11 protein-coding genes are annotated in these 13102 nt (G+C 66.1%); 9 read left to right on the top strand and 2 right to left on the bottom strand.

The features are described 5' to 3' along the window. Positions 1-26: 26 nt before the first annotated feature. Complete coding sequence (locus DWA33_RS15075; protein WP_114358885.1) at positions 27-2399, top strand: efflux RND transporter permease subunit; 2373 nt, start codon at positions 27-29, stop codon at positions 2397-2399. 76 nt (positions 2400-2475) lie between these two features. Here DWA33_RS15075 and DWA33_RS15080 read toward each other — a convergent pair whose 3' ends face one another. Next, a complete protein-coding gene (locus DWA33_RS15080; protein ID WP_114358886.1) occupies positions 2476-2979 on the bottom strand; it encodes a hypothetical protein in 504 nt (167 codons plus the stop codon). A 381-nt stretch (positions 2980-3360) separates the two neighbouring features. On the opposite strand from DWA33_RS15080, the gene DWA33_RS15085 reads away from it, so the two are divergent. The 6 genes from DWA33_RS15085 (at position 3361) to DWA33_RS15110 (ending at position 9518) form a co-directional block, all read left to right on the top strand. Next, on the top strand, positions 3361-3600 hold the full coding sequence (locus DWA33_RS15085; RefSeq protein WP_114358887.1) for a hypothetical protein: 240 nt from the start codon (positions 3361-3363) through the stop codon (positions 3598-3600). A 212-nt stretch (positions 3601-3812) separates the two neighbouring features. Then, positions 3813-4691, top strand: coding sequence for a squalene synthase HpnC (gene hpnC / locus DWA33_RS15090; protein ID WP_114358910.1), 879 nt, complete (start codon positions 3813-3815; stop codon positions 4689-4691). Next, positions 4688-5527 carry a presqualene diphosphate synthase HpnD gene (hpnD, locus tag DWA33_RS15095; RefSeq protein WP_114358888.1) on the top strand — a complete coding sequence of 280 codons (840 nt, stop codon included), beginning with the start codon at positions 4688-4690 and terminating at the stop codon, positions 5525-5527. Before hpnC ends, hpnD begins: the two co-directional genes overlap by 4 nt. Then, the gene (gene hpnE / locus DWA33_RS15100; protein ID WP_114358889.1) at positions 5527-6783 is read left to right on the top strand and encodes a hydroxysqualene dehydroxylase HpnE; all 1257 of its coding nucleotides are present in this window, start codon (positions 5527-5529) and stop codon (positions 6781-6783) included. The genes hpnD and hpnE overlap by 1 nt, the downstream gene beginning before the upstream one ends. Positions 6784-6816: 33 nt before the next feature. Next, positions 6817-8778, top strand: coding sequence for a squalene--hopene cyclase (gene shc, locus DWA33_RS15105; RefSeq protein ID WP_114358890.1), 1962 nt, complete (start codon positions 6817-6819; stop codon positions 8776-8778). Further along, positions 8775-9518, top strand: a complete 744-nt coding sequence (locus tag DWA33_RS15110) for a phosphorylase (RefSeq protein ID WP_114358891.1) — start codon at positions 8775-8777, stop codon at positions 9516-9518. The genes shc and DWA33_RS15110 overlap by 4 nt, the downstream gene beginning before the upstream one ends. Before the next feature lie 67 nt (positions 9519-9585). Here DWA33_RS15110 and DWA33_RS15115 read toward each other — a convergent pair whose 3' ends face one another. Next, the gene (locus tag DWA33_RS15115) at positions 9586-10494 is read right to left on the bottom strand and encodes a LysR substrate-binding domain-containing protein (RefSeq protein WP_114358892.1); all 909 of its coding nucleotides are present in this window, start codon (positions 10492-10494) and stop codon (positions 9586-9588) included. 156 nt (positions 10495-10650) lie between these two features. Here DWA33_RS15115 and phnA point away from each other — a divergent pair, with 156 nt between their 5' ends. Together phnA and pstS are read left to right on the top strand one after the other, a co-directional pair. Next, positions 10651-11916, top strand: coding sequence for a phosphonoacetate hydrolase (phnA, locus tag DWA33_RS15120; protein WP_114358893.1), 1266 nt, complete (start codon positions 10651-10653; stop codon positions 11914-11916). 41 nt (positions 11917-11957) lie between these two features. Then, the gene (gene pstS, locus DWA33_RS15125; protein ID WP_114358894.1) at positions 11958-12962 is read left to right on the top strand and encodes a phosphate ABC transporter substrate-binding protein PstS; all 1005 of its coding nucleotides are present in this window, start codon (positions 11958-11960) and stop codon (positions 12960-12962) included. The last annotated feature ends 140 nt before the right edge of the window (positions 12963-13102 follow it).

The following is a 13102-nucleotide window of genomic DNA, read 5'->3' on the forward strand; positions in this document are numbered from 1 at the left end:
AAGCGATCGATAGGACGGAATTGCGCATGCTGGACAGAAACGTGAACGACGCCGAAGTCGCGGAAATCAAGCGGCGGCGGGTCAGCATCGCCTTCGGCCTGGAGCGGCTCGGTCTGATCCCGCTGCGCGCCCCGGTGGTGTCCTGCATCATCCTGCTGGCGCTGATCGTCGGTGCGGTGTTCGGCATCGAACGGATCAAGATCGATGACTCCCTCAGCCAGCTGTTCCGCTCCGACACCAAGGAGTTCAAGCAGTACGAGGAGGTCACCAAGCGATTTCCCTCGACCGAATTCGACGTGCTGATGGTGGTCGAAGGCAAGGAGCTGCTGGCCCGCGACAATCTCGAGAAGCTGCGCGACACCGTCACCGATCTGCAATTGATCGACGGCGTCCGCGGCCTGATCTCGCTGTTTTCGGCGCGGCAGGCACCGGAGCCCGGCAAGCTGCCGGCGGCGCTGTTTCCACCCGATCTGCCGGAAGGCGAGGCCTACGACCGGTTCGTGCAGACGGTGAAGACCAACGAGATCATCCGCGGCAAGCTGCTGTCCGAAGACGGCACGCTGGCGCTGGTGGTGCTGTCGCTCGATCCCAAGGTGGTGGCCGACAACGCCCGGCTGCGCGCCACGATCGGCGAAATCCGCAAGGTCATGGCCGACGATCTCGACGGCTCCGGACTCAGCCGGCAATTGTCCGGCGTGCCGGTGATGCAGCTCGAAATCCGCAACGCCGTCGAGCGCGACGGGCTGATCTACAACGTCGCCGGCATTCTCGCCGGCTGCATCATCGCCATCCTGTTCTTCCGCAAGATCTCGTTCATGGTGGTGGCGGCGTTTCCGCCGCTGCTGGCGATCCTGCTGGCGCTCGGCGTGCTCGGCTGGGCCGGCTTCAGCCTGAACATGTTCCTCAACGTGATGACGCCGCTGATCATGGTGATCAGCTTCTCGGATTCGATGCAGCTCACCTTTGCGGCGCGGGACCGGCTGATTGCCGGCGAGGACAAATACACCGCGTTCAAGAACGCCGTGCTGGTGGTCGGCCCGGCCTGCGTGCTGACCCACGCCACCGCCGGGATTTCCTTCATCGCGCTGCAGTTTTCCAGTTCGGACCTGATCCGCGCGTTCGGCGAGGCCGGACTGCTCGCCACCGTGCTGGCGCTGGTGGCGGTGCTGACGCTGGTGCCGGTGTTCGGCGTGCTGCTGGTGCGCCACGAGGAAGCGTTCGCGGCCAAGTTCCAGAGCGCCGATCTCGGCGTCAACGCGCTGCGCCGGTTCTGCGCCTTCATCGCGGTGCGGATGGTCGGCCGGCCCGGGCTGTTCAGCCTTCTGGCGGTGCTGGTGGTCGGTGGCCTCGCGGTGATCTATGCCAATCTCGAGCCGCGCTATCGCCTCGCCGATCAGGTCCCCGACAAGGAGCAGGCGGTGCAGGCGAGCGACCGGCTCGACGCCAAGCTCACCGGCGCCAACCCGATCGACGTGCTGATCGAATTCCCCAAGGGCCAGTCGCTGTACTCGCCCGAGAGCCTGCAGATCATCGCCCAGGTCCATGCCACGATCGAGAAGCAGGCCGGCGTCGGCAACGTCTGGTCGCTGGAGACGCTGCGCCGCTGGCTCGCCGAGAAGGCGCACACCACCAGCGTCGACACGCTGAAGGAGTATGTCGACCTGCTGCCGCAGAACCTGGTTCGCCGCTTCATCTCGGAGGATCAGACCGCCGTGGTGGTCTCCGGCCGGGTGCCGGATCTCGACTCCAGCGCGATTCTCCCGGTGGTGCAGAAGCTCGACCACGCGCTCGACGCGGTGCGCGCCGCGCATCCGGGATACGAGGTCGCGGTCACCGGGCTGTCGGCGATTGCCGCGCGCAACAGTGCCGACATGATCTCCAAGCTCAACCACGGCCTCACCATCGAATTCGCGCTGGTGGCGATCTTCATCGGCCTGGCGTTCCGCTCGGTGGTGGTGATGCTGGCCTGCATCCTGCCGGGTATCTTCCCGGTGGTGCTGTCCGGCACGCTGCTGTGGCTGATGGGGGAGGGGCTGCAATTCGCCAGCGTGGTGGCGCTGACGGTGTCGTTCGGCCTCGGCCTGTCGGCCACCATTCACTTCCTCAACCGGTTGCGGCTGGAGAGCCCGCCGGGTGTCAGCGCCGCGCATGCAGTCGAGCGCGCCACCGTGCTGGTCGGACCGGCGCTGATCCTCACCACCGTGGTGCTGGCCTGCGGTCTCGGCGTCACGGTCTTCTCGGACCTGCCGTCGCTGCGGCTGTTCGGCTGGCTCAGCGCCTTCGCGATGGTGGCGGCGCTGATCGCCGATCTGTTCATCCTGCGCCCGACCGCGATGTGGCTGATCGCCACGGCGCAGCGCCTGCGCGGCGGCCGCCATCGCGCCGGGCCGGTGGTGTAGGCCCGCTGTCAAACGAAAGCCCCCGGACTGCAGGATCCGGGGGCTTTTCTGACTCAGAGTGTCGTTGTGTAGATCGTCAGCCGCGGGTCATCGAGATGTTGACGCCGCGGATCTCGCCCTTCGAGCTGATGCCGACCGACTGCTTGTTGCCGCGGGTGGTCAGCGAGATGCTGGCGGCGAAGCCGGCGGCTTCGACGAACACTTCGATGTGGCCGCCGCCCGCCTTGCCCTGCAGGCTGCCGTTGATGTTGCGGCTGGCCTCGCTCCAGTTGCCGGAAATCCGGTCGCCGTTGCTGGCGACGTCGGCGGAGAGATCGAACTTGTAGCTGTCGCTGGCGCAGCGCAGCGTCTGCGTCAACTGGTTGCCGCCGCCGCCGACTCGGTAGGTCGCTTTGCAGCGGATCCGTTCCTTCGAGCCATCCGAAAGCGCCACGGTACCGTTGCCCGACCACGATCCTTCGAAGCCTGAGAACGGTCCCGGGTCCGCGAGCGCGGCCGAAGCCGACAGCATCATCGCGGCGCCGATTCCGGCCGCCTTCAAGGCGTGCAGTGACGAAGTCGTGGAACGAAGCAGGCTCATTCTGGCTATCCTCGGAGATCGCTGTGTAACGCGTCGCGTCACGTCCGCTGGTTAGTGTATTCGCCTTGCGGCAGGTTCAACTCAAATAGTAACGCCGCGCCCGCGCACCAAGGCGGGTGGTCATGCTGTTCCGCCGGCTCGTCCGCGGAACTATCGCATTTGCATCAAATCGGCAACGTTCCGCGAAAATCACCGGGCCCGGCGTTGCTCCGCGCTGCCGCTTGGTAATGCCGCGTGCGTCGGCGCTAATTTGGCCGTATTTGTCGCCTTGATCGACACATCATACCGCTGTGTCGTCGTGCGTGCCGCGATCCATCCAGGCGGCGACGCTGATGAACCGACAACGGGTTTCCGACCCCCAGCCCATATCGAAGGAAGACAATGCAAAAGACTTTGGTTGCGCTCGCGTTGCTGCTGGTTTCGATGTCGTCCGGCGCCAATGCCCAGCAACAGCAGCGTAGCGGCACCGAAGCCGAGCAGAAGGCCTGCTCGCGCGACGTGTCGCGTTTCTGCCGCTCCGTGATGGAGCAGAGCGATCTGGTGATTCTGTCCTGCCTGCAGCAGAATCGCGCCAAGATCAGCAAAGCCTGCGACCAGGTGTTGGTCAGCCACGGCCAGTGAGGCGGTGAGACGGCGTCCGCCGGGCCGGTTTCGGTCCGGTTCGGAGGCGGCGGCGGCGATCGGGGCAGAACTGCGACCCCGACATCCTCCGTCAAGATCGTTGGTTTAGCCGCCGATTTCCCTTATATGGCGTCGCGAACGGTGCGCCCGGCCCGGCCGGGTGCGGCCGTTCGCTTTTTTTCGTCACCAAACCAAGTGTTTAGCCAGTGCCGATGACGACCGCGAGCGAGCTTCGATCGGGCAAGACCCACCGGGACGAGAATTTCCCGGTGGCGTCGTGGATCATCCATCCGCGGCACCGTGACCTGATTCTGGCGTTCTACAACTTCGTCCGGACCGCCGACGACATCGCCGACCACGCGATGCTCGATGCCGCGACCAAGCTGGAATATCTCGATCTGCTCGAAGCCGAGCTGCTCGGCCGCGGCGAGACCCAGCCCGAGGCGGTGCATCTGCGCCGGGCGCTGGCCGAGCGCGGCATGCCGCCGCGCCACGCGCTCGATCTGCTGATCGCATTCCGGATGGACGTCACCAAGCTGCGCTACGAGGATTGGGACGAGGTCATTCACTATTGCCGCTATTCGGCGATGCCGGTCGGCCGCTTCATGCTCGACGTCCACGGCGAAAGCACAGCGACCTGGCCCGCCTCGGACGCGCTGTGCGCGGGCCTGCAGATCAACAATCACCTGCAGGACTGCGGCAAGGACTATCGCACCCTCAACCGGGTGTATCTGCCGCGCGACGTGCTCGACGCCGCCGGTGCCACGGTCGAAGACCTCGGCCTGCAGAAGTCGTCACCGGCGCTGCTGAAGTGCCTGCACGGGCTGGCAGCCCGCACCGCGTCGCTGCTCGGCGACGGTCGGCCGCTTGCCGCCGAGATCAAGGATTTCCGGCTCGGCCTGGAAGTTTCGGTGATCCAGGCCTATGCCGACCGAATCGTGCGGATGCTGCAGACCCGCGACCCGCTCAGCGAGCGCGTGCATCTGAAGCCGACCGAATTCGCCACCGCAAGCTTCGGCGCGATGGGCTCGGAAATCGTTCGCCGCAGCTTCGGAAAGGGGCCGGTATCGCATCCGGCGCCGCGCGCATGACCGTTCACGCCACGCCGGAGCCGGCCGCGCATCAAGGCGTCGCGCTCGGCAGTTCGTTCTACGCCGCGATGCGCATCCTGCCGCGCCCGCAGCGCGAGGCGATGTTCCAGGTCTACAGCTTCTGCCGCTTCGTCGACGACATCGCCGATTCCGACCGGCCGCGCGAGCAGCGGGTCGCCGAGCTGCAGCAATGGCGCGACGACATCGCGGCGCTGTATCGCGGCGCGCCGCCGCCGCGGCTGGCGGACTATCAGGATTCGCTGCGCACCTTCGGGCTGAAGCGCGAGGATTTCGAGGCGATCATCGACGGCATGGAGATGGACGTCGACGCCGACATCCGTGCGCCGGACGAAGCCACGCTCGATCTGTACTGCGACCGCGTCGCCAGCGCGGTGGGGCGGCTGTCGGTGCGGATCTTCGGCCTGCCGGAAGCCGATGGCATCGAATTGTCGCACCATCTCGGCCGCGCGCTGCAGCTCACCAACATCCTGCGCGACATCGACGAGGACGCCGGCATCGGCCGGCTGTATCTGCCGAGCGAGCTGCTGCACAAGGCCGGCATCACCGCCACCGATCCGCGCGTGGTCGCGGCGCATCCGGCGCTGCCGAGCGTCTGCGCGCCGCTGGTGGAGCGCGCGCTGACGCATTTCGCCGCTGCGGACAAGGTGATGAACCGCAATCCGCGCCGGCTGGTGAAGGCTCCCCGCATCATGGGCAAGTACTACTACGCGATCCTGCAGCTTCTGATCGCGCGCGGTTTCGCAGCGCCGCGCGCCCCGGTGAAGCTCGGCAAGGCGTCGAAGATCGCCATCCTGCTGCAATACGCGATCGTGTGATGTCGAAAACGGTTCACGTCATCGGTGCGGGAATCTCCGGTCTTGCGGCCGCGACCCGGCTCGCCCGCGCCGGGCTTGTCGTCCACGTCCACGAAGCGATGCAGCAGGCCGGCGGCCGCTGCCGCTCGTATTTCGACGCCCAGACCGGGCTCGTGATCGACAACGGCAACCACCTGTTGCTGTCGGGCAATCACGCCGCCTGCGGGTATGCGCGTTCGATCGGCACCGAAGCCGGCCTGGTCGGCCCGGAGCGCGCCGAGTTCGACTTCATCGACCTGCCGAGCGCTGCGCGCTGGCGGCTCAAGCTCGGCGGCGGCAAGCTGCCGCTGTGGCTGTTCGATGCGAATAGCCGCGTGCCGGACACGTCGATCGGCGATTACCTCGGGCTGATGCCGCTGCTGTGGGCGCCGACCACCAGGCTGATCGGCGACACCATCAAATGCTCCGGCCCGCTGTACGACCGGCTGGTGGCGCCGCTGTTGCTCGCCGCGCTCAATGTCGATCCGCCGGAAGGCTCCGCCGGGCTCGCCGGCGCAGTGGTGCGTGAGACGCTGCTGGCCGGCGGTCAGGCCTGCCGGCCGCTGATTGCCCGCGACGGGCTGTCGGCGGTGCTGGTCGAGCCCGCAGTGGCGCAGCTCGCCGCCAGCGGGCCGGGCGTGCGGTTCGGCCACGAGCTGCGGGGGCTGACGTCTTCCGGCGACCGCGTCGGCGCGCTGCAGTTCGGCGGCGAGGATGTCGTCGCCCTTGGGCCGGACGATGCGGTGGTGCTGGCGGTGCCGCCGCGCCCGGCCGCGTCGCTGCTGCCCGGCCTGAAGACGCCGCAGGAATACCGCGCCATCGTCAACGCGCATTTCAACTATGCGCCGCCGCCCGGCATGCCGGCCCTGACCGGGGTGATCGGCGGGGTGGTGGAATGGCTGTTCGCGTTCCCGAACCGGCTGTCGGTGACTATCAGCAACGGCGACCGCCTGGTCGAGGCGCCGCGCGAGCAGCTCGCAGCCGAAATCTGGGGCGAAATCTGCAGGATCGCCGGGATCACGGCCAATCTGCCGCCGTGGCAAATTGTCCGCGAGCGCCGCGCCACGTTCGCGGCTACACCGGCGCAGAATGCCCTGCGCCCCGGGCCGGTCACCCAGTGGAGAAACCTATATCTCGCTGGCGATTGGACTGATACGGGGTTACCGGCGACCATCGAAGGATCGGTCCGGTCCGGCAACCGCGCCGCGGACCTGGTGCTGGCCGCCGGCCGCGCCTGATCCGCCCCCAACAACGGAGACACAGCAGATAAAATGGATTCCGGCAGCTACGATACCGGTGTCGGGCGCGACGCGCTCGAAGCTTCGATCGATGCGGCGCGCAGCGCGCTGCTGAACTTTCGACGCGACGACGGCCATTGGGTGTTCGAACTCGAGGCCGATTGCACCATTCCTGCCGAATACGTGCTGCTGCGGCATTACCTCGGCGAGCCGGTCGATGCCGCGCTCGAGGCCAAGATCGCGGTGTATCTGCGCCGGATCCAGGGCGCCCATGGCGGCTGGCCGCTGGTCCACGACGGCGACTTGGACATGAGCGCCAGCGTGAAGGGGTATTTCGCGCTGAAGATGATCGGCGACAGCGTCGACGCGCCGCACATGGTGCGGGCGCGCGAGGCGATCCGTTCGCGCGGCGGCGCGATCCACTCCAACGTGTTCACCCGGTTCCTGCTGACGCTGTACGGCGTGACCACGTGGCGCGCGGTGCCAGTGCTGCCGGTCGAAATTATGCTGCTCCCGAGCTGGTCCCCCTTCACGCTGAACAAAGTGTCGTACTGGGCGCGGACCACGATGGTGCCGCTGCTGGTGCTGTGCGCGCTGAAGCCGAAGGCCAAAAATCCCAAGGGCGTCGGCATCGACGAATTGTTCCTGCAGGACCCCAAGACGATCGGGATGCCGGCCAAGGCGCCGCATCAGAACTGGGGGCTGTTCAAGCTGTTCGGGTCGATCGACGCGGTGCTGCGCGTGATCGAGCCGGTGATGCCGAAGCGGCTGCGCCAGCACGCGATCGACAAGGCGCTCGCCTTCATCGAGGAGCGGCTCAACGGCGAAGACGGCCTCGGCGCGATCTTCCCGCCGATGGCCAACACCGTGATGATGTACGAGGCGCTCGGCTATCCCGAAGATTATCCGCCGCGGGCCATCCAGCGCCGCGGCATCGATCTGCTGCTGGTCGATCGCGGCGACGAAGCCTACTGCCAGCCCTGCGTCTCGCCGGTGTGGGACACCGCGCTCGCCAGCCACGCGGTGCTGGAGGCGGACGGTCACGACGGTGCCAAATCGGTGCGGTCCGCGCTCGACTGGCTCCTCCCGCGCCAGGTGCTCGACGTCAAGGGCGACTGGGCCGTGAAGGCGCCGAACGTCCGCCCCGGCGGCTGGGCGTTCCAATACAACAACGCCCATTATCCGGATCTCGACGACACTGCGGTGGTGGTGATGGCGCTCGACCGCGCCCGCAAGGACCAGCCGAATCCCGCCTACGACGCCGCGATCGCCCGCGCCCGCGAGTGGATCGAGGGCATGCAGAGCGACGACGGCGGCTGGGGTGCCTTCGACATCAACAACACCGAGTACTATTTGAACAACATCCCGTTCTCGGACCACGGCGCGATGCTCGATCCGCCGACCGAGGACGTCACCGCGCGCTGCGTCTCGATGCTGGCGCAGCTCGGGGAGACCGTCGACAGCAGCCCGGCGCTGGCCCGTGCGATCCGCTATCTGCGCGACACCCAGCTCGCGGAAGGCTCCTGGTACGGCCGCTGGGGGATGAATTACATCTACGGCACCTGGTCGGTGCTGTGCGCCCTCAACGCCGCCGGCGTTTCCCATTCCGATCCGATGATCCGCAAGGCGGTGGCTTGGCTGGAGTCGGTGCAGAATCGCGACGGCGGCTGGGGCGAGGACGCGGTCAGCTACCGACTGGATTACCGCGGCTACGAAAGTGCGCCTTCGACCTCCTCACAAACGGCATGGGCCTTGCTTGCTCTGATGGCTGCGGGTGAGGTCGATCATCCGGCCGTGGCACGGGGCATCGAGTACCTGAAAAGCACACAGACCGAAAAAGGACTGTGGGACGAGCAACGTTACACGGCGACGGGCTTCCCGCGGGTGTTTTATCTGCGGTATCATGGCTATTCGAAGTTCTTCCCGCTCTGGGCGCTAGCGCGGTATCGGAACTTGCAGGCCACGAACAGCAAGGTGGTAGGGGTCGGAATGTGATTCTGGGGGCAGTGGACGACCAGGCCGCGGCAAATCGCCAAGATCCGAGGCCGGTATTGATTGTGACGGGCCTGATTCAGGAAGCACGTATCGCGGCAGGGCCGGGCCTCACCGTTATCTGCAGCAGTAGCGACCCCAAGCAATTACGCGCGATCATGGCCGATTTCGACGCATCGTCGATTCGCGGCGTGATCAGCTTCGGCGTCGCCGGGGGGCTCGATCCTGCGCTCGAGGCCGGTGACATCGTCATCGCTACCGAGGTCGTGGCGGGTGAACGCCGCTGGACGTCGGAAGTTGCATTGACGGACGAATTATTGCGCAGCGCCGGTGTCGGCCGCCACCGCGTGGTACGCGGCGGATTGGTCGGGGCCGAGCAGGTGGTCGCGGCGCGCACCGCCAAGGCGGCGCTGCGCTCGGAGACCGGCGCGGCCGCGGTCGATATGGAAAGCCATATCGCCGCCGATTTCGCCGCCGCCGCCAAGCTGCCGTTCGCGGCGTTGCGGGTGATCAGCGATCCTGCGGGCCGAAGCCTGCCGCAGATCGTCTCGACCGCGATCAAGCCGAACGGCGACGTCGATCTGCGCAAGGTGCTGCGTGGCGTCGCCCGCCACCCGACCTCGATCCGGTCGCTGGTCTCGACCGGCATCGACTTCAACCGCGCGCTGCGGTCCTTGCGCGGCTGTCGGAACTTCGTGCAGGAAGCCGTGCTGGGCGGCAGCGGCATCGTCGCCGAGATCTGAGAGCCCGATCTGAGAGCCCAGCCCATGGGCTCCCCATCCTTGAAGACGCTCGGCTTTGCCGGGCGCGTCAGGATGGGCTTAGGGCCGACGTCCTGATCTCCTCCTTCAACCATTCCACGAACCGGCCGAGATAGCGCGGATCGGCGCGCGAGGTCGGGTGAGCGGCGTACTTTTCGCCCTTCACGACCAAGTCCGGAAACGGGCAGACGAGCCGCCATTCGGGCTTTCCGGGAAAGAACTCCTTCGGCGCGACGATCGAGCCGAATCCCTCGCGCACCGCATGCATCGCCACGAACATGTGGTCGAAGCGATGGCCGCCTTCGAACAGGTGGCCGCGCAGGCCTGCCTTGTTCAACCATGCCTCCCAGTGCCCCGGCCGCGTCGCGGACGTGATCAATGGAAACGCGAGAAGATCCTCCGGTTTCTCGATGGGCTGCTCCTGAAGAAGATCGATGCTGCAGACCGGCGTCAGATTCTCCTCGAACAACGCCGTCGATGCTTTCGAATGCCCTCCGATCTTGTCGCCGCTGCCCCGCGTGATCAGAAGATCGTGGGACGCCACGTCCGGGGTCTGGCCGGTCATCCGGGTCGAAATCCACACCGCCAGATCGGGATTAGCGGTCTCGAACCGCTTGAGCCGCGGCATCAGGAAATACATGGCGAATGTCGAAGGCGCTTCGACCGCCAGCACCGCCTTGCTGCGACGGCGCCTGACATACTGGCAGGCGGATTCGATATTGCGGAACGACTGGCTCAGCTGCTCCGCCAGGACGCTGCCGTATGGCGTGAGCGCCAGACTGCGGCCCTCGCGGGTGAAGACCTGCTGTCCCAGCCAATCCTCCAATAGGCGCACCTGCTTGCTGACGGCGCCGTGGGTGACTCCCAGTTCTTCGGCGGCCGCGCTCAAGCTGTCGCTGCGCGCAGCGACAGCAAACGCCCGGAGGGCGACCAGCGGCAATTCGCGTTCTTTCAACATGACCTCCGTGTGACGAGGGCGACCGGCGGGGGCGTTTGAATCTCTACTTATACTCACACGTTTGTTGATTTTATTCGATCGATCCTCACACAGGAGCGGCCTACCACCCGGACGTCAGCCGCCACGACAGGCGGCACTCAGCACCGGGATGACTGCATGACGATCCAACCTCAATCCGACAGACCGCGGACTCTGATCCAGGCCAACGGGCGCAGCTATGCCGTGCCGCCCAGACCGGTGGTCGTGATCTGCCTCGACGGGTTCGACCCCGAATATCTGGAGCGCGGCATTGCCGACGGCGTACTGCCGACGATCGGTGCGCTGAGGTCGGTCGGCTATGTCGGCACCGCGCTTGCCACGGTGCCGACGACCACCAACACCAACAACACCTCGATCGTCACCGGCGTGCCGCCCGCCGTCCACGGCATCAACGGCAACTACTATCTCGACGCCGACACCGGCGAAGAGATCATGGTGACGGACGCGAGGCGATTGCGCTGCGGCACCATCCTCGGCGCCATGTGCAAAGCGGGCGTGCAGACCGCGGTGGTCACCGCCAAGGACAAGCTCCTGAAGGTGCTCGCCTTCGAGATGGACGGGATCGCCTTCTCATCCGAGCACCCGAACGCCGCCGATCTCACGGCGCTCGGTTTCGCGAGCGGCGAGGACATGGTGGGGCGCAGAAGGCCGGATCAGTATTCCGCCGATCTGTCGCTGTTCGCGCTGGATGCCGGCATCAGGCTGCTGGAGACGGCCAAGCCCGACCTGATGTATCTGTCGACGTCGGATTATGTGCAGCACAAGTACCGGCCGGGCGACGACGAATCCAACGACTTCCACGCGGCCGTGGATCGGCGGATCGCGCGCCTGATCGAACTCGGCGCCACCGTCGCCCTGACTGCCGACCACGGCATGGCCGACAAGTCGGGTGCGGATGGCCAGCCGAACGTCGTCTATCTCGAGGACGCTCTGAACGAGAAGTTCGGTGCCGGCATTGCGCGGGTGATCTGTCCGATCGCCGATCCATTCGTCCGCCATCACGGCGCACTCGGGGGCTTCGTGCGTGTCCATGTGATGAAGAGCTGCGATATCGAGACGCTGATGACCTTTACGCGGTCGCTGCCCGGCGTCGAGCTGGTGCTCGATCGCGCCACGGTGTGCGAACGCTACCAGTTGCCGCCGGATCGCGAGGGCGACTTCGTGGTGTTCACCGATCGCGGAACGGCGGTTGGAGCCAGGCGTGAAGATCACGACCTGTCGGCGCTGGGCGACCATCGCCTGCGCTCGCATGGCGGGCTTGGCGAGCAGCGCGTGCCGTTCGTGCTGTCGCGTCCGCTCAGGCGCGACTACCGAGAGCGCGCCGAAACCGGCGTGCTGCGCAACTACGACATCTTCGACTTCGTCCTGAACGGCGTCGAATAATCCCGCCCCACCCCAGTCACAGCAGCCACAAAGGAAACAACATGCGTGCGATTCGCTTCGCATTGATGGCGCTCGCCATCAGCTCGGCAGGCGTCACAGCCGGTCGTGCCGAGATGTCGGTGATGGGGACCGGTTCGGCCTTCGCCGCTCCGATCTACATCAAATGGGCAGAACAGCAGAAGCCGACGACGGGGCTCGCGATCAACTATCAACCATCAGGATCCTCGGTCGGACAACTGCAGGTGCTGAGGGGCCTGACGGACTTCGGCGGATCGGACGTGCCGATGGACGACAACAAGCTGAAGGAAGGAAATATCCGGCAATTTCCGACCATCGTCGGCGGCTACGCCGTCGTGGTCAATATTCCGGGCGTTTCGGCCGGCAAACTTCGGCTCACCGCGCCTGTGCTTGCGGACATCTTCATGGGCGTGGTCAAGTCGTGGGACGACGTGCGGATCGTGCAGCTCAATCCGGGTCTGGCTCTGCCCAGCCTGCCGATTTCGCTGCTGTATCATGCCGGCGGGTCGGGCGGCACCTACGCGATCTCTCGCTATCTGTCCAAGAACAGTGCGGCCTGGCGCGACAGGATGGGGATCGGCATGACGTTGAGTTGGCCGGTCGGTGCCGGCGTCAAAGGCAGCTATGGCGCGGCGTCGACGGTGCCGATGACGCCCGGCGGCATCGGCTATGCCGAGCTCTCCTACGTCACTGCCAACAACCTTGCGACCGTGCAATTGCAGAACAGGGCAGGGCGGTTCGTGATGCCGAATGGACGCAGCTTTGCCGACGCCGCCGAGCATGGCGACTGGTCCGTGCCGAACTTTGCGGTCGATCTCACCGACATGCCGGGAGAGCACGCCTGGCCGATCGTGACGGCGACCTTTGCGCTGGTGCCGAGAAGCCCGGACAAGCGCGCCACGTCGGCCGCCGCCTTGGAGTTCTTCAAATGGGCGTTCGCCCATGGCGACGCCACCGCGCGGTCGATGCAGTTCGTGCCTCTGCCAAGCAAAGTCAAAGCCGACATCGTGACGACTCTCATGAACTGATCGCCGAGACGTGCCCAACAAAAAAGCGCGGCCCGCCGGCCGCGCCAGACTGCTGACAAAGTCCTCGCCATTGGCGGGGGCTTTTGATTCCATGGGGGATGCTTCGCAAACCCTCACCGCAACAGACTTCGATCGAGATG

It is taken from the genome of Rhodopseudomonas pentothenatexigens (assembly GCF_900218015.1).
GTDB classification, from domain to species: Bacteria; Pseudomonadota; Alphaproteobacteria; order Rhizobiales; family Xanthobacteraceae; genus Rhodopseudomonas; species Rhodopseudomonas pentothenatexigens.

Bases quoted from the DNA above. Each gene is read 5' to 3' on its own strand.
- DWA33_RS15075 (WP_114358885.1), top strand. From the start codon at position 27: ATGCTGGACAGAAACGTGAACGACGCCGAAGTCGCGGAAATCAAGCGG.
- DWA33_RS15080 (WP_114358886.1), bottom strand. From the start codon at position 2,979: ATGAGCCTGCTTCGTTCCACGACTTCGTCACTGCACGCCTTGAAGGCG.
- DWA33_RS15085 (WP_114358887.1), top strand. From the start codon at position 3,361: ATGCAAAAGACTTTGGTTGCGCTCGCGTTGCTGCTGGTTTCGATGTCG.
- hpnC (WP_114358910.1), top strand. From the start codon at position 3,813: ATGACGACCGCGAGCGAGCTTCGATCGGGCAAGACCCACCGGGACGAG.
- hpnD (WP_114358888.1), top strand. From the start codon at position 4,688: ATGACCGTTCACGCCACGCCGGAGCCGGCCGCGCATCAAGGCGTCGCG.
- hpnE (WP_114358889.1), top strand. From the start codon at position 5,527: ATGTCGAAAACGGTTCACGTCATCGGTGCGGGAATCTCCGGTCTTGCG.
- shc (WP_114358890.1), top strand. From the start codon at position 6,817: ATGGATTCCGGCAGCTACGATACCGGTGTCGGGCGCGACGCGCTCGAA.
- DWA33_RS15115 (WP_114358892.1), bottom strand. From the start codon at position 10,494: ATGTTGAAAGAACGCGAATTGCCGCTGGTCGCCCTCCGGGCGTTTGCT.
- phnA (WP_114358893.1), top strand. From the start codon at position 10,651: ATGACGATCCAACCTCAATCCGACAGACCGCGGACTCTGATCCAGGCC.
- pstS (WP_114358894.1), top strand. From the start codon at position 11,958: ATGCGTGCGATTCGCTTCGCATTGATGGCGCTCGCCATCAGCTCGGCA.